Raw genomic sequence first — 22,549 nt, forward strand, 5'->3', positions numbered from 1 at the left:
GAGCGGCTTTTGCCGCTCGAGATGTTTTTATCCCGTTTAATTATTAAGTTGGTTTATGTTCAAGCAGAGCAGTAATAAAGTAGAAACAATCATTAAAACGAGTGAAGAGCCTCAGTCTCCTCGTTTGAGTGGTTCTCAACGTCTCAAAGAGTGCAGCCTGATTCTCGGTGTTCTCTTCTCTATTCTACTTGCCGTTGCGTTATTAACTTTTAGTCCAGCTGACCCATCATGGTCGCAAACGGCGTGGGGTGGTGACATTCAAAATGCGGGTGGTTATCTAGGTGCTTGGTTGGCGGATACACTTTTCTTCATATTTGGTTCTTTGGCTTACCCTTTGCCTATCTTGGTGACGGTTGCTGCGTGGGTATTATTCCGCAAACGTAATGAAGACGAGCAGATCGACTTCATGCTGTGGGGCACTCGCTTACTTGGCCTGACTATCCTAATCCTTACTAGTTGTGGTCTAGCGGATATTAACTTTGACGACATCTGGTACTTTTCATCAGGTGGAGTCGTGGGTGACGTCTTAACAAGCCTTGCACTTCCGACGTTGAATGTTCTTGGTAGTACGCTGGTTCTTCTTTTCTTATGGGGTGCTGGTTTTACTCTATTAACTGGTATTTCTTGGTTAAGCATTGTGGAATGGTTAGGTGAATGTGCCATCAAATTCTTCACGTCTGCTGTTAATAAGGCTCGTGGCCAAGATCAAGAGCTACTAGAGCCTCAGCTAAGAGAATCAGCAGACCGCGATTTAATCGAAGAACGTCATCAAGAGCCGAGTTACCGTGATGTTCCTGCTTTAGAAGATAACAAAGAATCAACAGAGCATGATCCACTAGATCCTGCAATGAGCTTTTCTGCGACCAATGATTCGTCAGATGCGGCTGCAAGTGCGCTAGAGAGCGCTGCGACACCGAAGCGCCATTACAATATTCACATGCCTGTTGAGGCGCCAGCGAAGCAAGAAGCTTCAGAACAAGAAGAACCTCAGGTTCAGCGCCAACCTCAAGTTGCACCTGAGTCGATCCCTATAGCACCTGTTTACCAAGCGCCAGAAGAACCGTTAGAAGAAGGTATTGAGCGCTCGAAGCAGCTTAATGCCACTATCGAGCAGCTAGAAAACGCCGCTATGTATGAAGATGATCTTGCGGAGCAAGAACAGGTTGATGCGCATGAATCTCAAATCGCGTATCAGCAATACATGCAGAATGAGCAACAAGACGTTACCTCTACTGATATGGCTCTTGAAAGTGCAGAACCAGAGATCAATAGCTCGCCAGAAGTAACGAATGAATTCGATGTTGAAGATGTTCAGCCAGAATCTCTATACGCTTCACCAATGGGTGAGCCAGAAGCAACTGTGGAAGACGATTTCTCTGCACAAGCTTCACCATTTGATGTAACGGAAGAGCAGGCTGACGAACAGACTTTCGCTCCTGAAGCTCAGCAGACTGAAACCGAGCAAGCTGATGCAGAGTTAGCGGATGAGCAATTTGAACCTTTCTCTTATCAAGAAGAACATTCAGAGCCTGAACAGCCAACAGCACAAAGCCAAGAGCCAGCTGTTGATCTTCCTTGGGAAGAAGTTACGGAAGAAGAGTCTTCGCATCAAGATCAGGATGTCGCCGCATTCCAAAGCATTATTTCTGAAGCCCAAGCGAATATGGCAGCGGCGCAGAACCCGTTCTTGGTTCAACAAGATGTTAATTTACCGAAGCCTGCTGAGCCATTACCAACACTTGAATTGTTATTCCACCCTGAAAAGCGTGAAACCTTTATTGACCGTGACGCACTAGAGGCAATTGCTCGTCTTGTGGAATCTAAGCTAGCGGACTACAAGATCAAAGCCGATGTGGTTGATATTTTCCCTGGTCCAGTAATCACTCGATTCGAACTTGATCTGGCTCCGGGTGTGAAAGTAAGCCGTATTTCTGGTCTTTCTATGGACTTAGCGCGTTCGCTTTCTGCATTGGCAGTACGTGTCGTAGAGGTGATTCCGGGTAAACCTTATGTTGGCTTAGAACTGCCAAACATGAGTCGCCAAACAGTATTCTTCTCAGATGTGGTTGCTAGCCCTCAGTTCCAAGAAGCGAAATCTCCAACGACAGTGGTTCTCGGACAAGACATCGCTGGTGAAGCCGTCATTGCTGATCTATCGAAAATGCCTCACGTTCTGGTTGCTGGTACAACCGGTTCTGGTAAGTCGGTAGGTGTGAACGTAATGATTCTGAGTATGCTTTACAAAGCATCACCGGAAGATGTTCGATTCATCATGATCGACCCGAAAATGCTTGAGCTATCGGTTTATGAGGGTATTCCTCATCTATTGTCTGAAGTGGTAACCGACATGAAAGATGCGTCGAACGCCCTTCGTTGGTGTGTTGGCGAGATGGAACGCCGTTATAAGCTGATGTCAGCGTTAGGCGTTCGTAACATTAAAGGTTACAACGATAAGCTTAAGATGGCTGCGGAAGCGGGTCACCCAATTCACGATCCACTGTGGAAGCCGGGCGACAGCATGGACCCTGAAGCCCCATTGCTTGAGAAGCTGCCTTACATTGTGGTTATCGTTGATGAATTTGCCGACCTAATCATGGTGGTCGGTAAGAAGGTTGAAGAACTGATCGCACGTTTGGCACAAAAAGCACGTGCGGCGGGTGTTCACTTGATCCTAGCGACGCAACGTCCTTCGGTGGATGTTATTACCGGCCTTATCAAAGCGAACATTCCAACCCGTGTGGCCTTTACGGTATCAACCAAAACGGATTCAAGAACTATCCTTGACCAAGGTGGTGCGGAATCACTATTGGGCATGGGTGATATGCTTTACTTGCCACCGGGCTCTAGTCATACAACTCGTGTTCACGGTGCCTTTGCATCTGATGATGATGTACACGCAGTTGTGAATAACTGGAAAGCGCGTGGTAAGCCAAACTATATTGATGAGATCACTAACGGCGAACAAACCCCAGAAACCTTGCTTCCGGGTGAGAAGATGGAAGGTGATGAAGAGGTCGATCCTCTGTTTGATCAAGTGGTAGAACACGTTGTTCATTCACGTCGTGGTTCAGTTTCAGGCGTACAGCGTCGATTCAAGATTGGTTACAACCGTGCTGCACGCATTGTCGAGCAACTTGAAGCTCAAGGTATCGTAAGTGCTCCAGGCCATAACGGTAACCGAGAAGTCTTGGCACCAGCGCCACCAAAAGATTAGTTCCACTAGGAACTCATACCCATTAAGTCGGTCAAATCGAAAATATGACCGACTTATGTTCTAACAGGATTATTGATGAAAAAAGTATTCGCACTTTTATTTATGAGCTTCTCAGTGTTTGCTTCTCCGAAAGAAGAGTTGAGTAGCCGTTTGGCATTGAACGCAGGCTTTAGTGCTGACTTTAAACAAGTCGTGACCAGCCCTGATGGTGATGTTGTCATGGAAGGCGAGGGCACGGTAGAGATTGCTCGCCCTAGCTTATTCCGCTGGGAAACCACTTTCCCTGATGAAAACCTATTGGTATCTGATGGCCAAAGCTTGTGGTACTACAGCCCGTTCATTGAGCAAGTGAGTATTTATTGGCAAGAGCAAGCGACATCGCAAACACCTTTTGTCTTGCTTACACGTAACCAAGAAAGCGATTGGGATAACTACAACGTCGCGCAAACAGGTAACCAATTTACACTAACACCAACGGCAGCGGACTCTAATCAGGGTGACTTCCAGATTAATATCACCGAGAAAGGCATTGTTCAGGGCTTTAATGTGATTGAACAAGACGGTCAAAAAGGTGAGTTTACCTTTAGCAATGTTGACTTGGGTAAACCTGCAGCAGACCGTTTTACTTTTGTGGCGCCGGAAGGTGTCGAGGTCGACGACCAAAGAAACTGATCTAAAGAAGCAGATCGTTTGGTAGTACGTCGATAGGCATTAATGCCATCAACGAATCAAGAGATTGCAATTGAGTAATTACAGCTTAGATTTTGCGGGGGACGAAGATTTTCGTCCCCTTGCTGCTCGTATGAGACCGGAAACTGTCGAACAGTATATCGGTCAGCAGCATATATTAGGCCCAGGTAAACCACTTCGCAGAGCATTGGAAGCGGGTCATATCCACTCGATGATTTTGTGGGGGCCTCCGGGCACCGGTAAAACGACGTTAGCCGAAGTAGCGGCAAACTATGCGAATGCAGAAGTTGAACGCGTATCGGCGGTAACTTCGGGCGTAAAAGACATTCGTATTGCGATTGAAAAAGCGCGTGAGAACAAGCAAGCAGGGCGCAGAACCATCCTGTTTGTGGACGAAGTCCATCGCTTTAACAAAAGTCAGCAGGATGCTTTTCTGCCTCATATCGAAGATGGTACCGTGACCTTTATTGGTGCGACGACAGAAAACCCTTCTTTTGAGTTGAACAACGCTTTGTTGTCACGTGCGCGTGTCTACAAACTGACTTCTCTCAATACCGAGGATATTTCCCTCGTCATCCGCCAAGCGATTGAAGATAAGCAACGTGGGTTAGGTGATGTGCCTGCTGATTTTGCTGATAATGTTTTAGATCGCCTTGCAGAACTGGTTAACGGCGACGCGCGTATGTCGCTTAATTATCTTGAACTGCTGTATGACATGGCAGAAGACAACGATAAAGGTGAGAAATCGATAACCTTGCAGCTGTTGGCTGAAGTGGCCGGTGAGAAAGTCGCTCGTTTTGATAATAAAGGCGATATTTGGTATGACCTAATATCTGCAGTTCATAAGTCAATTCGTGGTTCAAACCCGGATGCGGCTTTATATTGGTCGGCACGCATGATTGCGGCAGGTTGCGATCCTCTGTATATCGTTAGACGCTTGCTGGCGATTGCTTCTGAAGATATTGGCAATGCTGACCCTCGCGCAATGCAAGTCGCGATGTCGGCTTGGGATTGTTTTACACGTATTGGCCCTGCTGAAGGGGAGCGTGCGATTGCACAGGCGGTTGTTTATCTCGCGTGTGCACCAAAGAGTAACGCCGTTTATACAGCTTGGAAGCAAGCGTTAACAGACGCGCACAATCTGCCTGAATATGAAGTCCCTCATCATTTACGGAATGCACCCACAACTTTGATGAAGGACATGGGCTACGGGCAAGAATACCGTTATGCTCATGACGAACCTGGAGCCTACGCCGCTGGTGAAAAGTATCTACCTCCTGAAATGGGAGAGAAGCAATACTATTTCCCAACAAAACGAGGCTTAGAGACCAAAATTGGCGAGAAGCTAGATTATCTGGCGGATTTGGACGCAAAAAGCCCACAAAAACGCTATGAAAAGTAGTCTTTTTTGGATATCGTTACCTAGTCATAAAATTTCAATTAAATCGTTATAAATTGGTCGAAATAGCACCAATTTTAGGGGTTTAGCAGTGATTCAGTAGCAGACTACTGAATATTCAAATAACTAAAGCATAGGATTAGCAATGCTGGATTCTAAATTACTTCGAGCTGAGCTGGATGAAACAGCGGCAAAATTAGCACGTCGAGGCTTCACCCTTGATGTAGAGACAATTCGTGAACTTGAAGAAAAACGTAAGTCCCTTCAGATGAAAACTGAAGAGCTACAAGCGTTACGTAACTCTCGATCGAAGTCCATTGGTCAAGCGAAAGCAAAAGGCGACCATGAAGAAGCTGAGCGTATCCTTGCAGAAGTAGGCAACTTAGGCGCAGAACTAGATCAAGCTAAAGTAGCATTGGCTGATCTTCAATCTGAGCTAGAAACGATCACAATGTCTATTCCTAACCTACCTGATGCAGAAGTGCCAGATGGTAAAGATGAAGACGACAACGTAGAAGTTTCTCGTTGGGGTCAACCTAAGGCTTACGACTTTGAAGTGAAAGATCATGTAGATCTTGGCGAAATGTCTGGCGGTCTTGATTTTGCTAGCGCAGTTAAAATCTCTGGTTCTCGTTTCATCGTGATGAAAGGCAAATTCGCACGCCTACACCGTGCTATTGCTCAGTTCATGCTGGACCTTCACACTGATGAGCACGGCTACACAGAAATGTACGTACCGTACCTAGTGAACCACGATAGCCTTTACGGTACTGGTCAACTTCCGAAGTTCGGCGAAGACTTGTTCCATACAAGCCCGCTAACTGAGCAAGTAAGTGACGTACCTCTTAAGACTCTATCGCTTATCCCTACTGCGGAAGTACCGGTAACGAACATGGTTCGTGACACTATTACTGATGAAGCTGAACTGCCACTTAAGATGACAGCTCACACGCCATGTTTCCGTTCTGAAGCGGGTTCTTACGGTCGTGACACTCGTGGTCTTATCCGTATGCACCAATTCGACAAAGTTGAATTAGTACAAATCACTAAGCCAGAAGACTCAATGGCAGCGCTTGAAGAGCTAACTGGTCATGCTGAAAAAGTACTTCAACTTCTAGAGCTTCCTTACCGTAAAGTAATTCTATGTACGGGTGATATGGGCTTCGGTTCTGCGAAAACTTACGACTTAGAAGTATGGGTTCCAGCACAAGAGACTTACCGTGAGATTTCTTCTTGTTCAAACATGTGGGATTTCCAAGCGCGTCGTATGCAAGCTCGTTTCCGTCGTAAAGGCGAGAAGAAACCTGAACTTGTACACACACTAAACGGTTCTGGTCTTGCTGTTGGTCGTACTATGGTTGCTATTCTTGAGAACAACCAAGAAGCTGACGGTCGTATTGCTATCCCAGCTGTACTTCAGCCATACATGGGCGGTGTAACGCACATCGGTTAATCGTTCGACGATTTAGTGAGTTCATAAATTATTGAAAACCCAGCCTATTGGCTGGGTTTTTTATTATCTGAAAAATATATTGGTGCGTTCTTTGACTACTTTCACCTAAATATTATTACGAAAAAGTAATAGTGTTTTGTTATTTTTGCATATTATTACTTAATTGTAATGTGGCTATAATGTCCTCTTACCGCGGTAGGTAAAGATTTTCTCGTTTATGTACAGAGGAGGGCTTATGGCCGTAGGATGGGCTGGAGACGATAGTGTCAGCCAGCAAATACAAAATACCATTGATGATGAGATCTCTCGTGTCAGAGGAAACCTTCGAGGTGGTGAGAGTTTGCGTTATTGTGATGAGTGTGGTGATGAGATACCGGAACAAAGACGACTCGCGATCAAAGGCGTTCGTTTGTGTATCGAATGTCAGTCAATATTAGAGCATGACGCACATCGACATTCATTGTTTAACCGTCGAGCAAGTAAAGATAGCCAATTACGTTAAACTGACGGTTACCTTCAAAACAGTTAAGGCCTTACTTTTATGTAAGGCCTTTAAGTTTAATTAAGTGATTTATTATTGAAGATATATAGAAATAATCATCGCTCTTGTTCAGAACAATAAACGCATTATTTAATTACTATTTAAAGCAATGAGCATTTTGTAATGCAGTGTCGATAGCTGCGACCAATTGCTCAATATGTTGTGGTTCGCTAATAAACGGAGGCATCATATAAATTAACCTTCCGAACGGACGAATCCAAACACCTTGCTCAACAAAATGAGCTTGAATGGTTTCCATATCGACAGGTGTGTGTGTTTCAACAACGCCAATCGCTCCTAGCCAGCGTACGTCTTTTACAAGATCATGCTCTCGTAAAGGTGGCAGTAATTCAGAGAAGAGCTGTTCGATCTGTTGAGTCTGATTTTGCCAATCGCCTCGCTCTATGATCGACAAGCTTGCCGCACCGACTGCACAAGCTAATGGGTTCCCCATAAAGGTTGGCCCGTGCATAAAGCAGCCCGCTTCACCGCCACATACCGTATCAGCGACTTCTTTGCTCGCCAGTGTTGCTGAAAGGGTCATGTAGCCACCAGTCAGCGCTTTGCCAACACATAAAATATCAGGTTGAACATCGGCATGTTCACAAGCGAACAGTTTGCCTGTGCGGCCAAACCCGGTAGCAATCTCATCCAAGATCAGCAATACGTTGAATTCATCACACAGCAATCGAACCTGTTTTAGTAACTCAGGGTGGTAGATGCGCATACCGCCAGCACCTTGGACAATTGGCTCCAAGATCACGGCTGCGACTTCTTGATGATGTGTTGCTAGCTTTTCACGGAAGCTGTTTATGTCGTTAGCGTCCCATTGTTCCCAAAAACCTGTTTTCGGTGAATCTGCAAAAATATGTTCAGGCAAAAAGCCTTTGTAGAGGCTGTGCATCGAGTTGTCAGGGTCGGTCACTGACATCGCTGCAAAGGTATCACCGTGGTAGCCATCTCTGAGTGTGAGGAACTTCGAGCGAGGTTGTCCTTTGGCATGCCAGTATTGAAGCGCCATTTTAAGACTCACTTCTACGGCAACTGAGCCTGAATCGGCCAAGAATACATGTTCAAGATTACTTGGTGCTAGGTTGAGAAGCTTCTTACATAAATCGATGGCAGGCTGGTGGGTGATACCACCAAACATAACGTGTGAAACCTTATCTATTTGGCTATGAGCAGCGGCATTTAGCTCTGGATGATTGTAGCCGTGGATAGTTGACCACCAAGACGACATACCATCAATAATTCGTTTTCCGCCTTCTAATTCTAAGTAAACACCGTCTGCATTGGTGACTGGGTAGCAGGTCAGAGGTGTTAACGTTGATGTGTAGGGATGCCAGATATGCTGGCGATCAAAGGCGAGATCCATAGTAACTTCCATTCTTGGTGTGATTAGAAAATAATCAGATGTAAACTTTTGATATTATCAATGTGTTGACAGTCTAAAGCTTGTCGGTAGACTAGCCAAGCATAAATGCAAACTCTAGACGCAGAGTTGTAACATCAAAAAAATAAAAAAAAGGATCGACACGTGGAAGTTCGTCATGACTGGACAGTTGCTGAAGTAACAGCGCTGCTTGAAAAACCGTTTATGGATTTAATGTTTGAAGCTCAAGTCGTTCATAGACAGTACCAAGAGCACAACCACGTGCAGGTGAGTACGCTTTTGTCGATAAAGACAGGTGCTTGTCCTGAAGATTGTAAGTACTGCCCTCAAAGTGCTCACTACCGAACGGATGTCGACAAAGAACGCTTAATGGAAGTTGAGCGTGTTTTGGATGCAGCGCAAAAAGCCAAGAATGCGGGCTCAACTCGTTTTTGTATGGGCGCTGCATGGAAAAACCCGAAAGAACGCGATATGCCTCACCTAACTGACATGATCAAAGGTGTGAAAGGCATGGGTCTAGAAACCTGTATGACCCTGGGCATGTTAACGCCGGATCAAGCAGGTGAGCTAGCCGACGCAGGTTTGGACTACTACAACCATAACCTTGATACGTCTCCAGAGTTTTACGGCAGCATTATTACCACTCGTACTTACCAAGATCGTTTAGATACGCTATCTCACGTGCGTGATGCCGGAATGAAGATCTGTTCTGGTGGCATCATCGGTATGGGCGAAAGCACCAATGACCGCGCAGGCCTTCTTGTAGAACTGGCGAACCTTCCAGTACACCCTGAAAGTGTACCAATCAACATGCTTGTAAAAGTGAAAGGCACACCGATGGAAAACGTCGATGATGTCGAGTCTTTCGACTTCATCAAGCTGATTGCAATTGCACGTATTATGATGCCTATGTCTGCGGTTCGCTTATCTGCAGGCCGTGAGAACATGAACGAACAGATGCAAGCGATGTGTTTCATGGCGGGTGCGAACTCTATCTTCTACGGTTGTAAGCTACTGACGACGCCAAACCCTGATGAAGACACGGATATGCAGTTGTTTAAGAAGCTGGGTATCAACAGCCAAGAAGTGGCTCAAAAGCCAGACGAAATTCAAGAAAACGAACTGTTAGATCAAGTGGTGGAGCGCGTTGCGGCTCGTCCAACTAAAGATGACATGTTCTACGATGCCACTGTTTAAAGCTCGCATTAAAGAAGCCCTTGTTCATCGCCATGAGCAAGGGTTGACTCGCCAACTCAAGGTGCTCGAAAACAGCAATGGACCTTTGCTGAATAGCGAAGGTTCTAGTTTCATCAATTTTTCGAGTAATGATTATTTAGGCTTGGCGAACGATCCTGAACTGGTGGATGCATGGCAAACGGGTCTTTCACAATATGGAGCTGGAAGTGCGGCGTCGCCATTGGTTACAGGCTTTAGTCCTGCTCATCGAAATTTAGAGGCTCAACTGTGTGAATGGTTGGGCTTTGAACGTGCCATTCTCTTTAGCTCTGGTTTCAGCGCCAATCAAGCCTTGTTGTTCTCTCTTCTTGAGAAAGACGACTCACTGTTGCAAGACAAACTTAACCACGCTTCTTTGATGGAGGCGGGGATGCTTTCTCCTGCAACAATGAAACGTTTTAAGCATAACGATACGCAACATCTAGAGTCGCTACTGAGCCGTTCTCCACAATCCTTAGTTGTGACGGAAGGCGTGTTCAGCATGGACGGCGACCAAGCTCCTCTCAATCAAATATCTCGCCTGACCAATCAATACGACAGTTGGCTAGCGGTTGATGATGCCCACGGTATTGGCGTACTAGGTGATAAAGGGGCGGGGAGCTGTAACGCGGCACAAATAACGCCTGATATCTTAATTGTGACTTTTGGTAAAGCCTTTGGTCTTTCTGGAGCTGCGATTCTTTGTTCATCAGAAGTGGGTGATTACTTAACTCAGTTCGCTCGTCATCATGTGTATTCGACGGCAATGCCACCTTCACAAGCAGTGGCTTTGTCTCATGCGTGTCAGATGATTCAAACACAAGAGTGGCGTCGCGAGAAGCTAACCGAGTTAGGGGCTCTTTATGCAGAGCAGCTGAATGGCGTGAAAGGCTTTGTTGATACTCAGACTCCAATTAAGCCATTTGTGATAGGTGAAGCTCAGGCTGCATTATCTATAGCTGAAGAGTTAAAGCAAAACCAAGTTTGGGTGACCGCAATAAGGCCGCCAACCGTTCCAGCCGGAACCGCTCGATTACGAATCACGCTAACGGCTAACCACAGTCAGAAACAGATTCTTCAGTTAACCAGCTCGTTGCTTAAAGCAATAGAGCTAAATAATGAGGCTCAGTAAATGTCACAAGAAGCAGTAGTGCATGATTACATAGGCCAAGATAAAAGTGCGATTGCCGAAGCTTTCGGTAAAGCAGCAACAACCTATGATAAACACGCTGAGTTTCAGCGCGATGTTGGTCACCGGCTATTGGATAAGTTACCGAGCGACCTCTCAGGGTTAAAGGTGCTCGATTTAGGTTGTGGGACTGGCTATTTCTCCGAACAGATGGTGAAACGCGGTGCTGAAGTGGTATGCGCTGATCTTTCTGATGGAATGCTGCAAAAAGCAGAACAGCGCTGTGGCGCAAGTGTTTGTCTATATCAACAAGCTGATGCCGAACAATTACCGTTTGAAGATGGGTCTTTTGACATCGTTTTTTCAAGCCTTGCGTTGCAATGGTGTGACGATTTATCGTCGCCTTTGAGAGAAATGAAGCGTGTTGCTGCCGCTGGTGGGCGTGTTATTTTCTCAACTTTGCTTGATGGGTCACTGTTTGAGTTGAAAAAGTCGTGGTCTAAAATTGACTCACATCAACACGTTAACCATTTTATTACAATCAATCAGGTAAAAATTGCGTTAGCGCAATCTAGCTGTACAGCTCATCAACTAGACTTGCCCACCATCACCGTTTGGTACGACACTGCGTTTGAACTGATGCGCGACCTTAAAGGTATTGGCGCTAATCACGTAAGTGGTCGCTCACAAGGTTTAACAAGTCGTCGCATGTTGCAGCTTGTTGAACGGGAATATCGAGAGTTTAAAAACCATCAAGGTTTCTTGCCAGCAACATATCAAGTTTGTTTAGGGGTTATTCAATTATGATTGATGCATTATTTATTGCAGGTACGGATACCGAAGTGGGAAAAACTGTGGTTTCAAAAGCGATTCTTCAAGCTTTGGCCGCACAAGATCTATCAACAATTGGTTACAAGCCAGTTGCAGCAGGGAGTGAGAAATCCCCTGAAGGTTTACGTAATAGTGATGCTCTGCATCTTCAAGAAGCAGCGACGCAAGATATTGCTTACGAAGACGTCAACCCGTATGCGCTATTGTTACCGTCATCGCCTCACATCGCTGCTAAACATGACGGTGTTGTAATTGATGAAGCGGTATTATCAGCGAAGCTAGAACAGCATAAGCAAAATTCTGACATAGTTCTAGTTGAAGGTGCTGGTGGCTGGCGTGTACCGGTTTCAGATGATGAATATTTGTCTAGCTGGGTTAAAAAAGAGCAGTTGCCAGTAGTACTTACTGTGGGTATTAAGCTTGGTTGTTTGAGCCACGCTCTATTAACGGCAGAAGCGATTCGTGCTGATGGCCTAAACCTAGTAGGTTGGGTCGCAAACCGTATCAATCCGGGTACTGAGCACTACGCAGATATTATTGCGATGCTTGAAGATAAGCTAGGTGCGCCAAAGTTAGGTGAAATCCCTTACGTACCAAAAGCGAAGTCTAAGAACATTGGTAAGTACATTGATGTGCAGCCTTTGCTTGCGCTTTAATTATCACCTTATGTACTAAATAAGAAAAGGGCTGCGATTGCAGCCCTTTTGCTATTTTAAGCCTTTAGATCTTAAGTTGATAAACAACCGGTCTTTTAATAGAAAGCTTGGGATTAATGTTCTTTTGTCAGTCCCATTAAAGCTTGCTGTGTTTCTGTGATCTTTGTCTGTGCAGTTTGCGGTGTTAGGATTCCGATCTGCTTTTTCGCTTCTTCTTCAGTAATCCCTAGGTGACAGCACAGTAAATCGATAGCCATTTGAGTGTTAGTACCTTCAACCATGATTCTTCCCTTTTTGTACATGGACTAGCCAATAAATCATCTGAAGTCACTGTAAACGGATTGTTATATCGACACCATACGACTTAGGTCTAATAGACTAGATTTAATTCGGATATGGTCTCGTAATCAAATGTTGCAATTTAATGCTTAACCTTGTTTTCTTAATCTAAGACTATATGTATAAGTAAGTATAAGTCTTCAAGGTTGGAATCTATTGCTGTCTACCTTGTCTATAACAATAAGTTTTATAAAAACAGCTTTCATGCGGAGATAAGTAATGAAGCGAGTAATGTTGTTCCTTGCAACCAACCTAGCGGTTGTATTGGTTCTAAGTGTTGTTCTTAATATTGTATACGCAGTCACAGGTATGCAACCCGGTAGCCTCTCAGGCTTATTGGTGATGGCTGCGGTATTTGGTTTTGGCGGCTCATTCATTTCATTAATGATGTCAAAGAAAATGGCGCTACGCTCTGTAGGCGGCATGGTCATTGAAAGCCCGCGCAACGAAACAGAACATTGGTTGATGGAGACGGTAAGCCGTCAATCTCAACAGGTTGGTATTGGTATGCCAACAGTGGCGATCTACGACTCGCCAGACATCAACGCATTCGCGACAGGCGCTAAGCGTGACGATTCATTGGTCGCAGTATCAACAGGCCTGCTGCACAACATGACGCGTGATGAAGCTGAAGCGGTATTGGCTCATGAAGTTAGCCATATCGCGAACGGCGACATGGTGACAATGACTCTAATGCAGGGTGTTGTGAACACGTTCGTTATCTTCCTATCTCGTTTCATCGCCAACATTGTTGCGTCGAATGACAACGAAGAAGAGGGTGGCAGCAACATGATGGTGTACTTCGGTGTGTCTATGGTGCTGGAATTGGTATTTGGTTTCCTAGCGAGCTTCATTACGATGTGGTACAGCCGCCATCGTGAGTTCCATGCTGATGCAGGTGCTGCGCACTTGGTAGGTAAAGATAAGATGATTGCAGCGCTAGAGCGTCTAAAAGTGAGCCACGAGCCGCAATTAGAAGGTTCTATGATGGCGTTTGGTATTAACGGTAAGAAGTCTCTTACTGAGCTATTAATGAGCCATCCGCCACTAGATAAGCGTATTGCGTCTCTACGTAACATGTAATTTCTAATATGATTAGCCATCGCTAGTCGACAAGAAAAATCTAAAGGCTTCCTTCGGGAGGCCTTTTTTGATCTTGGCGCTTAAGATAACAAGTGTTGAGACATGAAGTATGAGATACGAGGTGTAGTTGTCGCTAGGTGATTAAATTGAATAAGCAGGGGGCGAGTAGATCAATTGGAGGAGGCTTGGTGTTCTTATGTTTACGATTCTTGTGTCGATAGATTTAATTCCGCGCAATAAAAAGGCTTCCACATGGGAAGCCTTAGTCTATTCTGCGATTCGAATCTTACAGCTTGTCAGTTAGCTCGATTGCTTGACCGATGTAGTTTGCTGGAGTCATCTCTTTCAGGCGAACTTTCTCGTCTGCAGGGATTTCAAGACCGTCGATGAATGCACGCATGCCTTCTCCATCTACACGCTTACCACGAGTTAGCTCTTTTAGCTTCTCGTATGGCTTCTCGATGCCGTAACGACGCATTACTGTTTGTACTGGTTCAGCAAGAACTTCCCAGTTTTTGTCTAGTTCAGCAAGTAGTGCTTCACGGTTAACTTCTAGCTTGCTAATACCTTTCAGAGTTGAAGTGTATGCAATGATTGCGTAGCCAACACCAACACCTAGGTTACGAAGAACTGTAGAGTCAGTTAGGTCACGTTGCCAGCGAGAAACTGGAAGTTTTTGTGCAAGGTGGCTAAATACTGCGTTAGCTAGACCAAGGTTGCCTTCAGAGTTTTCGAAGTCAATTGGGTTAACTTTATGCGGCATTGTAGAAGAACCGATTTCGCCAGCAATAGTCTTCTGCTTGAAGTGACCAAGAGCAATGTAGCCCCAAACGTCACGGTCGAAGTCTAGAAGAATCGTGTTGAAACGAGCAACCGCGTCGAATAGCTCAGCGATGTAATCGTGAGGTTCGATTTGAGTTGTGTACGGGTTCCAAGTTACGCCAAGAGATTCAGTGATGAACTCTTCAGAGAACTGGTGCCATTCAACTTCTGGGTATGCAGAAAGGTGTGCGTTGTAGTTACCTACCGCGCCGTTGATTTTCGCTAGGATCTCAACGCTTTCGATTTGCTTGTATTGACGTTCCATACGGTACGCAACGTTAGCCATCTCTTTCCCCATAGTAGAAGGAGAAGCTGGCTGACCGTGTGTACGAGAAAGAAGAGGAATGTCACGGTACTCGTTCGCAAGTGCTTTGATAGCATCAATTACGTTACGAATTTCTGGAAGAATCACTGTGTCACGAGCTTCTTTAAGCATAAGCGCATGAGATGTGTTGTTGATGTCTTCAGAAGTACATGCAAAGTGAATGAATTCGTTAACTGCGTGAAGCTCAGGAACGCCCGCAACTTTCTCTTTCAAGAAGTACTCAACCGCTTTTACGTCGTGGTTTGTCGTGCGCTCGATCTCTTTGATACGCAGAGCGTCTTCTTCGCTGAAGTTAGCGGCTAGTTCATCAAGAAACTGGTTAGCTTCTGCACTGAACGCTGGTACTTCCTTGATTGCATCAGTAGCTGCAAGCTTTTGTAACCAACGAATTTCAACGATAGAGCGGTACTTTAGTAGTCCAAACTCACTAAAGATGCTGCGTAATGCAATAGTCTTACTTCCGTAACGGCCGTCTACTGGTGAAACAGCAGTCAATGCTGACAGTTCCATGGTGTTCTCCTGAATTGAGTTTTCTAAATTTTGAGAGGTTTATACCAGTAACAATCTCAATTGTCACGCACATTGCGCAATCGTTTGCGTGAGAGTTGTGTTGATACAAAAAACAAGCTCGCGACAAGGCGCGAGCTAATAAATTACATTCGAGCTAGTAGGATTTGAGCCTGCTCGATCATCTTCTTGCGACCGAAGATAAGGTGGCGGCGTTTACCACCAACCTGGCGCCATAACACAGCGCTTCGAATCCCTGATAGAAGCAGTGCGCGAACCTTATGTTGGCTCGAGGTTTGTTGAAGTACAGCTGGTGTGCCAGAAACCTGAATACGAGGGCCTATTGGGCTCACAACATCAAGGTAGATGCTCGCAAGGTTGCTGATCATTTGCTCGTCAAACAGATCAAAGTGTTCAGTTTGGCGCTCTGCAGTTTGAATGCGGTCACCAAGCTGAGACATAGAGTCGTTGCGAGAAGATAGCTTACGCTCAAGAGCCATCAAGCTGATAATGTAACGAGTAATATCGCTACCAGCTGGAGTACTATCGATACCTTTTACTAAGCACTCAAGGCCAAGCTTTAGGTTCGCTTCACGTCCAAATACGCCAACTGTATTTGCTGGGTTGGTATTTAAAATAGCACTGAGTGAAGCTTCGAAGGCATCTTTATCACAATGGCCGTCTTTCGCTACTTGTTGAACCAAAGCCACAGCTTGGCAAATTCCGGCGAAAGCAATAGTACGGTCATAAAGTGTATTAGCCACGTAGTAACTCCTAGTTGTCTTCTATCGTTTGTCGTTCGATTAGTTAGATGCGTTTTTCGATGATACCGCCACCAAGACATACTTCGTCTAGGTAGAACACTGCCGATTGACCTGGGGTCACAGCAATCTGAGGTTCATCAAAAATAACCTTAATGTTCTCATCATCAATTGGGATGATTGTACAAGGAATATCAGTCTGACGGTAACGTGTTTTTACCGTGCATGTCATAACTTCAGTAATTGGTGTGCGATTTACCCAATGAAGCTGAGAAGCGATCAAACCTTCTGATTTCAAAAGAGGGTGGTCTTTACCTTGTACTGCGATCAAAACATTACGCTTGAGATCTTTTTCACCAACAAACCATGGTTCTTCATTACCGCCGCCACCTTTAGTGCCACCGATATGAAGGCCTTTGCGCTGACCTAGCGTGTGGTACATCAAACCTTGGTGTTGACCAATCACTTGGCCTTCAGGTGTTTCGATGTTACCCGGTTGTGCTGGTAGGTATTTGCCTAGGAATTCAGTGAACTTACGCTCACCGATAAAGCAGATGCCTGTAGAATCTTTCTTCTTCGCTGTGATCAAGTCTTGCTCTTCAGCAATACGTCGCACTTCTGGCTTTTCTAATTCACCGACAGGGAATAGGCTGCGTGCCACTTGATCTGAGCTTAGCGTGTATAGGAAGTAGCTTTGGTCTTTGTTGCTGTCTAGACCACGTAGCATTTCTGGTTTTACGCCAGCATCAAGCTCTTCTTGAGTTGGGAAAGTACGACGAACGTAGTGACCCATCGCAATATAGTCTGCGTCTAGCACTTCATCCGCAAACTCTAAGAATGCTTTGAATTTGATTTCTTTGTTACAAAGGATATCAGGGTTCGGTGTACGACCCGCTTTGTACTCTTCAAGGAAGTACTCGAATACATTGTCCCAGTATTCCGCAGCAAAGTTGATCGTGTGTAGGTGGATGCCTAGTTTGTCACATACCGCTTGAGCATCAGCAAGGTCTTCAGCTGCCGTGCAGTATTCTTCGTTATCATCTTCTTCCCAGTTTTTCATGAAAAGGCCTTCTACCTGATAGCCTTGTTGCTGAAGAAGATACGCCGATACTGACGAATCTACACCGCCGGACATACCGACAATTACTTTCTTTTCGCTGTTTCCAGAGCTGATATCTGACATGTCTAAACACCGTTACTATTACTTGGTCGCAGATTCTAACAGAAAGAGAAACGCCGTGACAGATCCGAGACCGGAATCACAGTTTCATTTGCACAAATAGTGCGCTGACTTTGTTAGAGAATCGCATGAGAGCGAGGTGAGTCGCTAGGATGTCAGAAGTATATGTGGCATAGTCGCTCGAAATCCAAGACCTGAGATAAAAAAATGTCTGAACAAAATGAATTTATGCAAGAAGAAGAGCTGATTGAGATTATCGAAAACCAGCTTGAAGATGGCGAACCTGTAAAAGTTAAAGAGACGCTGATGCGTTTAATGATGACTGGTACTCCTCGTGAAGAGGCAATTGCGGCTATGGCATGTGCACTGGCAATTGAAGTCTTTGACGTTATGAAAAACGGCGCGGAGTTCAATCAAAAACGTTACGCAGAGCATTTGGGTATGCTGCCTGATCTGAGCTTTATGGAAGGCGAATAAAAAAAACCTTCAGCAAACGTTTGCTATAGTTTGAAAGATTGCCGCGTTAAATATAGCGCGGTAGAATCCGCCACCTATTTCCCCTTGACTTAGACTAGCCCTATGAAATTCCCTGGACAACGTAAATCAAAGCACTACTTTCCGGTTCACGCTCGTGATCCTCTAGTGAGCCAAGCTCAAAGCAGTAAAAGAATGTCACGCACTCATATTATCGGTATTGACCAAACATTGGTGGATATTGAAGCAAAGGTGAGTTCTGAACTTATTGAGAAGTATGGTTTGAGCAAGGGACATTCACTGGTTATTGGTGACGCAGCCGCTGAATCTTTATATCAAGAATTAAAAGAACAGTGCCTGATTACCAATGAATACGCTGGTGGCACAATTGGTAACACATTACACAACTATTCAGTGCTAGCGGATGACCGTTCTACTCTACTGGGTGTAATGAGCCAAGATATTAAGATTGGTAGCTACGGTTACCGCTATTTATGTAATACATCAAGCAGAATGGATCTGAACCATTTACAAGGGGTAGATGGCGCAATTGGTCGCTGCTTTGCATTAATTACAGAAGACGGTGAACGTACTTTCGCAATTAGCGAAGGACAAATGAACCAATTAAAACCAGAAAGCATTCCTGAAAAGATCTTCAAAAGTGCTTCTGCTTTAGTTTTAACGGCTTATTTAGTTCGTTGTAAGCCAGGTGACCCTATGCCTGAAGCAACAATGAAAGCGATCGAATACGCGAAGAAATACGATGTGCCTGTTGTTTTAACCCTTGGTACTAAATTTGTTATTCAAGATGATCCAGAATTCTGGAAAGATTTCCTTGAGCAACACGTAACTGTTGTTGCAATGAATGAAGATGAAGCTGAAGCATTGACAGGCGAGAGTGATCCGCTTGCTGCTTCAGATAAAGCGTTAGAGTGGGTAGACCTTGTTCTATGTACCGCGGGACCTGTTGGCCTATTCATGGCGGGTTACACGGAAGATGCAGCTAAACGTGAAACGTCACTGCCTTTACTTCCAGGTTCAATCGCAGAGTTCAACCGTTTTGAATTTAGCCGTCCTGCGCATAAAGATTTATGTGAAAACCCAACCAAAGTGTATTCGCATATTGCGCCATACATGGGTGGTCCGGAAAAAATCAAAAATACCAATGGTGCAGGTGATGCTGCTTTATCGGCTTTATTACATGATATGGCTGCGAATAAGTACCACAAAGAAAACGTGCCAAACTCAAGTAAGCACCAACATTCATTTTTGACCTATTCTTCTTTCTCACAAGTTTGTAAATATTCAAACCGTGCTAGCTATGAAGTGTTGGTTCAACACTCTCCACGTTTATCTCGTGGTCTTCCTGAAAGAGAAGATAGCCTAGAAGAAGCGTACTGGGAAAGATAAGTTACTTTCTTTAATCAGTAGTACTATCAGTATCAGTTAGTTTCTAATACTGATAGTACAAATATAAAAAAGGCTCCGAAAGGAGCCTTTTTTGTTTCTGAATATATTGAAGCCGTAAATAATACTTTGGTCGACTAAAATATTAATTCTATTGCTTAGCGTGTAATTGATTACTCACTAAGTAAACTAAATGTTTAGATTGCAAACTCTTCTAGAGATTTACCAGCATCTAGCTGTTCTTGGATAGCTGAAGGCGTACGACCTTGACCTGTCCAAGTCTTCTCATCGCCATTTCCGTCTACATATTTGTATTTCGCAGGGCGAGGAGCGCGTTTAGCTTTAGTTGTTTTAGATTTTGCTTCACCAGAAAGTGCTGCAATTAGATCTGCAACATCAATTCCGTCTTTTGCAATTTGTTCAGCAATAGCAGAAAGCTTAGCTTCTTGCTCTGCTTTAGCAGCACGCTCTTCAGCTTCAGACTCTTGACGCTCTTGTACAACAATAGTCAGCTTGTCTAGCGCTTCTTCAAGTTGCTCAAGAGTTAATTCACGTGAGAACGCACGAAGGCTGCGGATATTTAATAGAGTTTTTGTTAATTCAGACATGATATTTTCCATCAAGGTAAACTAAATAATCCTCCTAATAATAAACAGAGCCTAGGAATAAAACAAATAGTATTTCTTCTATTACATATTTAAATATAAAAGTGAGATGAATAGTTGAAAATTCAGAGCCGTATTTCTATCGAATTTATAATAATTATTAAGATTATCTTAAAAACTGATATGTGACTGGTGGAGTAGTTAACTTATGTAGACTATTCTCTTATTGATTAGTTCATTAGCAAAAAGCTATTTTTCTCGGAATGATATGTTGCATTGTTGCTCTTGATGAGTACAATTGCGGCTACCTGATGCGAGGTATTGGTTAATTTGTTGTTAAACTCTGGTTTGCACGGTTAATAATGTTATCGCACGTAGAGGTGCAATTATAAAAAGTAACTTCCGTTGGGGTGATGCCAATGAACGGGAATGAAAGGTGTAATTGCCGAAGTAAATTGTATATCTAAGCAATTTGCTGGGGTTGTGCTCAATAGGTACAACACTGCCATAGTCTTAATTTTAAACTATGGAGCGCTACTGTAGGGTTGGGTGAAGTGTTCACTTCCCTTTCGCTTAGTTCAACATGAGCTTGGTCAGCCGTATCAAGTTTGTCTGCAGTAGATCTCTAGCCAAATAAAAAACTGGTTTTTGAAGATCATGAATTTAATAGATTTTGCAACATCACCTTTATCTTTGCTTCCGCCCCTTGTGGCTTTGAGCCTTGCTATTGTTACCCGCCGTGTATTGGTTTCTTTGGGTGTCGGTATCATCATGGGTGCGATTCTACTTGCTGACTACTCAGTAGGTAACGCAGTTAGTTACGTGTTTACTAAAGCATCTGGTGTTTTCATCGAAGATGGTGGCATCAACACTTGGAACATGAGCATCATTGCATTCCTAATTATTCTTGGAATGACAACTGCACTATTAACACTGTCTGGCGGTACTCGCGCATTCGCGGAGTGGGCACAGTCTCGCGTTAAGAGCAAACGTGGTTCAAAATTACTTGCTGCTTTCTTAGGTGTATTCATCTTCGTTGATGATTACTTTAACAGCCTAGCGGTTGGTGCCATCTCTCGTCCTGTAACAGACCGTTTCTACGTATCTCGCGCTAAGCTTGCTTATATCCTAGATTCAACGGCTGCTCCTATGTGTGTGATCATGCCTGCTTCTAGCTGGGGTGCTTACATCATCACTATCATTGGTGGCATCTTAGTGACACACGGTGTGACAGAGTATTCTGCACTGGGTGCATACGTTCGTCTTATCCCAATGAACTTCTACGCTGTATTCGCACTATTAATGGTGTTTGCAGTGGCATGGTTCGGTCTAGACGTTGGTAAGATGCGTGAGCATGAAATCGAAGCATCTCAAGGCCGTGGCTTTGAAGGCGACAACGATCAAAAGCAAGCACACGATCTAAACGAAGAGCTAGATATCGAAGAGAGCGAAAACGGTTCAGTTTCTGATCTGGTTATGCCAATCGTATCGCTAATTGTAGCGACAGTTGCAGCAATGCTTTACACAGGTGGCCAAGCGCTGGCTGCTGATGACCAAGCATTCAACCTTCTAGGTGCATTCGAAAACACGGATGTAGGTAAGTCTCTTGTTTACGGTGGTGTTATCGGTTTACTAGTAGCACTAGCGACAGTATTCAAGCAAAAGCTCTCTATGGCTGATATCGCAAGAACAATGTGGATCGGTGCTAGCTCTATGTTTGGCGCGATTCTGATTCTTGTGTTTGCATGGACTATCGGTTCTGTCATCGGCGACATGAAAACGGGTTCTTACCTATCGTCTCTAGTAACAGGCAGCATTGATTACCACTGGCTACCGGTTATGTTGTTCCTTCTAGCGGGCGTTATGGCGTTCTCGACAGGTACATCTTGGGGTACGTTCGGTATTATGTTACCTATCGCGGGCGACATGGCTGCAGCATCGGACATCGCGCTGATTCTTCCTATGCTAAGTGCGGTTCTAGCGGGTGCTGTATTTGGTGACCACTGTTCTCCAATCTCAGACACAACGATTCTGTCTTCTACTGGTGCTCGTTGTAACCACATTGACCACGTATCGACTCAGCTTCCATACGCGCTGTCTGTGGCGTTCGTATCGTGCATTGGTTTCATTACCTTAGGTATGACATCTTCAATTGGCATCGCATTTGGCGCAGCGTCTCTAACGTTTGTTGCTGTATGTTTTGCATTGGCTTACTTCTCTCGCTGCAAAATGGCGACGTGCAAAAGCTAAAACTGAAAGCTAATCAGTAAACTATCAGGGAGGCATTAGCCTCCCTTTTTTGTGCTTGTTAATTTAATTTTAAGTTTAGTGAAAAAAGTTCGAATAAATGGTTGAAAAAGGATCTCAGCTTAGTTAGTGTGGAGACAAGAAAGCAAACAACTGAAGAGCTTATAAGTATGCGTAAATTAGTAATGAACATTCATCACCATCATCACCCTATCTAGTCTTTCGGGGAGATTTACGTATACCCGGGAGCAAGAATTCTCCCGGAGGTTAAGTCAAAG

General features: G+C 44.5%; 19 protein-coding genes, 1 riboswitch and 1 other annotated feature (1 of these 21 cut by a window edge). Of the genes, 13 read left to right on the forward strand and 6 right to left on the reverse strand.

Going from position 1 to position 22,549, the window contains the following annotated elements; translation table 11 throughout:
• Positions 1-55 precede the first annotated feature (55 nt).
• From CWO27_RS07150 to CWO27_RS07170, 5 genes are all read left to right on the forward strand, one after another.
• Positions 56-3,214, forward strand: a complete 3,159-nt coding sequence (locus CWO27_RS07150; RefSeq protein WP_107898762.1) for a DNA translocase FtsK 4TM domain-containing protein — start codon at positions 56-58, stop codon at positions 3,212-3,214.
• A 75-nt stretch (positions 3,215-3,289) separates the two neighbouring features.
• Positions 3,290-3,886: an outer membrane lipoprotein chaperone LolA gene (gene lolA / locus CWO27_RS07155; RefSeq protein WP_048668726.1), complete on the forward strand. Its 597-nt coding sequence runs from the start codon at positions 3,290-3,292 to the stop codon at positions 3,884-3,886.
• A 64-nt stretch (positions 3,887-3,950) separates the two neighbouring features.
• Positions 3,951-5,306, forward strand: a complete 1,356-nt coding sequence (locus CWO27_RS07160) for a replication-associated recombination protein A (RefSeq protein WP_276605534.1) — start codon at positions 3,951-3,953, stop codon at positions 5,304-5,306.
• 142 nt (positions 5,307-5,448) lie between these two features.
• The gene (gene serS, locus CWO27_RS07165; protein ID WP_048658298.1) at positions 5,449-6,756 is read left to right on the forward strand and encodes a serine--tRNA ligase; all 1,308 of its coding nucleotides are present in this window, start codon (positions 5,449-5,451) and stop codon (positions 6,754-6,756) included.
• A gap of 235 nt (positions 6,757-6,991) precedes the next feature.
• Positions 6,992-7,258, forward strand: a complete 267-nt coding sequence (locus tag CWO27_RS07170; protein WP_048658302.1) for a DksA/TraR family C4-type zinc finger protein — start codon at positions 6,992-6,994, stop codon at positions 7,256-7,258.
• Positions 7,259-7,394: 136 nt separating this feature from the next.
• On the opposite strand, the gene bioA is transcribed toward CWO27_RS07170, so the two are convergent.
• Positions 7,395-8,672 (reverse strand): adenosylmethionine--8-amino-7-oxononanoate transaminase, encoded by a 1,278-nt coding sequence (gene bioA / locus CWO27_RS07175; RefSeq protein ID WP_102431575.1) that lies wholly within the window; start codon positions 8,670-8,672, stop codon positions 7,395-7,397.
• 162 nt (positions 8,673-8,834) lie between these two features.
• On the opposite strand from bioA, the gene bioB reads away from it, so the two are divergent.
• Genes bioB through bioD form a run of 4 tightly spaced genes read left to right on the forward strand, consistent with a single transcriptional unit; the run spans position 8,835 to position 12,521 of the window.
• On the forward strand, positions 8,835-9,887 hold the full coding sequence (gene bioB, locus CWO27_RS07180) for a biotin synthase BioB (RefSeq protein WP_048609384.1): 1,053 nt from the start codon (positions 8,835-8,837) through the stop codon (positions 9,885-9,887).
• The gene (gene bioF / locus CWO27_RS07185; RefSeq protein ID WP_102431574.1) at positions 9,874-11,037 is read left to right on the forward strand and encodes an 8-amino-7-oxononanoate synthase; all 1,164 of its coding nucleotides are present in this window, start codon (positions 9,874-9,876) and stop codon (positions 11,035-11,037) included. Before bioB ends, bioF begins: the two co-directional genes overlap by 14 nt.
• Positions 11,038-11,841 (forward strand): malonyl-ACP O-methyltransferase BioC, encoded by an 804-nt coding sequence (gene bioC, locus CWO27_RS07190; protein ID WP_102431573.1) that lies wholly within the window; start codon positions 11,038-11,040, stop codon positions 11,839-11,841.
• Positions 11,838-12,521: a dethiobiotin synthase gene (bioD, locus tag CWO27_RS07195; protein WP_048658306.1), complete on the forward strand. Its 684-nt coding sequence runs from the start codon at positions 11,838-11,840 to the stop codon at positions 12,519-12,521. The genes bioC and bioD overlap by 4 nt, the downstream gene beginning before the upstream one ends.
• Before the next feature lie 113 nt (positions 12,522-12,634).
• Here the strand turns inward: bioD and CWO27_RS23545 are convergent, their stop codons facing one another.
• The gene (locus CWO27_RS23545) at positions 12,635-12,802 is read right to left on the reverse strand and encodes a hypothetical protein (RefSeq protein ID WP_017078977.1); all 168 of its coding nucleotides are present in this window, start codon (positions 12,800-12,802) and stop codon (positions 12,635-12,637) included.
• A 277-nt stretch (positions 12,803-13,079) separates the two neighbouring features.
• Between CWO27_RS23545 and htpX the strand changes: the two genes are divergently transcribed.
• Positions 13,080-13,943 (forward strand): protease HtpX, encoded by an 864-nt coding sequence (gene htpX, locus CWO27_RS07200; protein WP_048658307.1) that lies wholly within the window; start codon positions 13,080-13,082, stop codon positions 13,941-13,943.
• Between the two features lie 286 nt (positions 13,944-14,229).
• Here the strand turns inward: htpX and purB are convergent, their stop codons facing one another.
• The 3 genes from purB to mnmA all read right to left on the reverse strand — a co-directional run bounded on the left by purB (position 14,230) and on the right by mnmA (position 17,541).
• Positions 14,230-15,600, reverse strand: a complete 1,371-nt coding sequence (gene purB / locus CWO27_RS07205) for an adenylosuccinate lyase (RefSeq protein ID WP_017057059.1) — start codon at positions 15,598-15,600, stop codon at positions 14,230-14,232.
• A gap of 143 nt (positions 15,601-15,743) precedes the next feature.
• Positions 15,744-16,361: a high frequency lysogenization protein HflD gene (gene hflD, locus CWO27_RS07210; protein WP_009848813.1), complete on the reverse strand. Its 618-nt coding sequence runs from the start codon at positions 16,359-16,361 to the stop codon at positions 15,744-15,746.
• 43 nt (positions 16,362-16,404) lie between these two features.
• Positions 16,405-17,541, reverse strand: coding sequence for a tRNA 2-thiouridine(34) synthase MnmA (gene mnmA, locus CWO27_RS07215; RefSeq protein WP_017068076.1), 1,137 nt, complete (start codon positions 17,539-17,541; stop codon positions 16,405-16,407).
• A 204-nt stretch (positions 17,542-17,745) separates the two neighbouring features.
• On the opposite strand from mnmA, the gene CWO27_RS07220 reads away from it, so the two are divergent.
• Together CWO27_RS07220 and CWO27_RS07225 are read left to right on the forward strand one after the other, a co-directional pair.
• Complete coding sequence (locus tag CWO27_RS07220) at positions 17,746-18,015, forward strand: hypothetical protein (RefSeq protein WP_010439986.1); 270 nt, start codon at positions 17,746-17,748, stop codon at positions 18,013-18,015.
• Between the two features lie 102 nt (positions 18,016-18,117).
• Positions 18,118-19,422, forward strand: a complete 1,305-nt coding sequence (locus tag CWO27_RS07225) for an inosine/guanosine kinase (RefSeq protein WP_017065317.1) — start codon at positions 18,118-18,120, stop codon at positions 19,420-19,422.
• A gap of 194 nt (positions 19,423-19,616) precedes the next feature.
• Here CWO27_RS07225 and CWO27_RS07230 read toward each other — a convergent pair whose 3' ends face one another.
• Positions 19,617-20,027: an H-NS family histone-like protein gene (locus CWO27_RS07230; RefSeq protein ID WP_102433210.1), complete on the reverse strand. Its 411-nt coding sequence runs from the start codon at positions 20,025-20,027 to the stop codon at positions 19,617-19,619.
• Between the two features lie 364 nt (positions 20,028-20,391).
• Positions 20,392-20,569: riboswitch (Lysine riboswitch) on the forward strand.
• A 112-nt stretch (positions 20,570-20,681) separates the two neighbouring features.
• Here CWO27_RS07230 and CWO27_RS07235 point away from each other — a divergent pair.
• Positions 20,682-22,274: a Na+/H+ antiporter NhaC family protein gene (locus CWO27_RS07235; RefSeq protein WP_102433209.1), complete on the forward strand. Its 1,593-nt coding sequence runs from the start codon at positions 20,682-20,684 to the stop codon at positions 22,272-22,274.
• Between the two features lie 190 nt (positions 22,275-22,464).
• Positions 22,465-22,549, forward strand: a sequence feature (His leader region) (it continues 51 nt past the right edge of the window).

It is taken from the genome of Vibrio sp. 10N.286.51.C3, from assembly GCF_003050065.1.
In the GTDB taxonomy this organism is placed as follows: Bacteria; Pseudomonadota; Gammaproteobacteria; order Enterobacterales; family Vibrionaceae; genus Vibrio; species Vibrio crassostreae.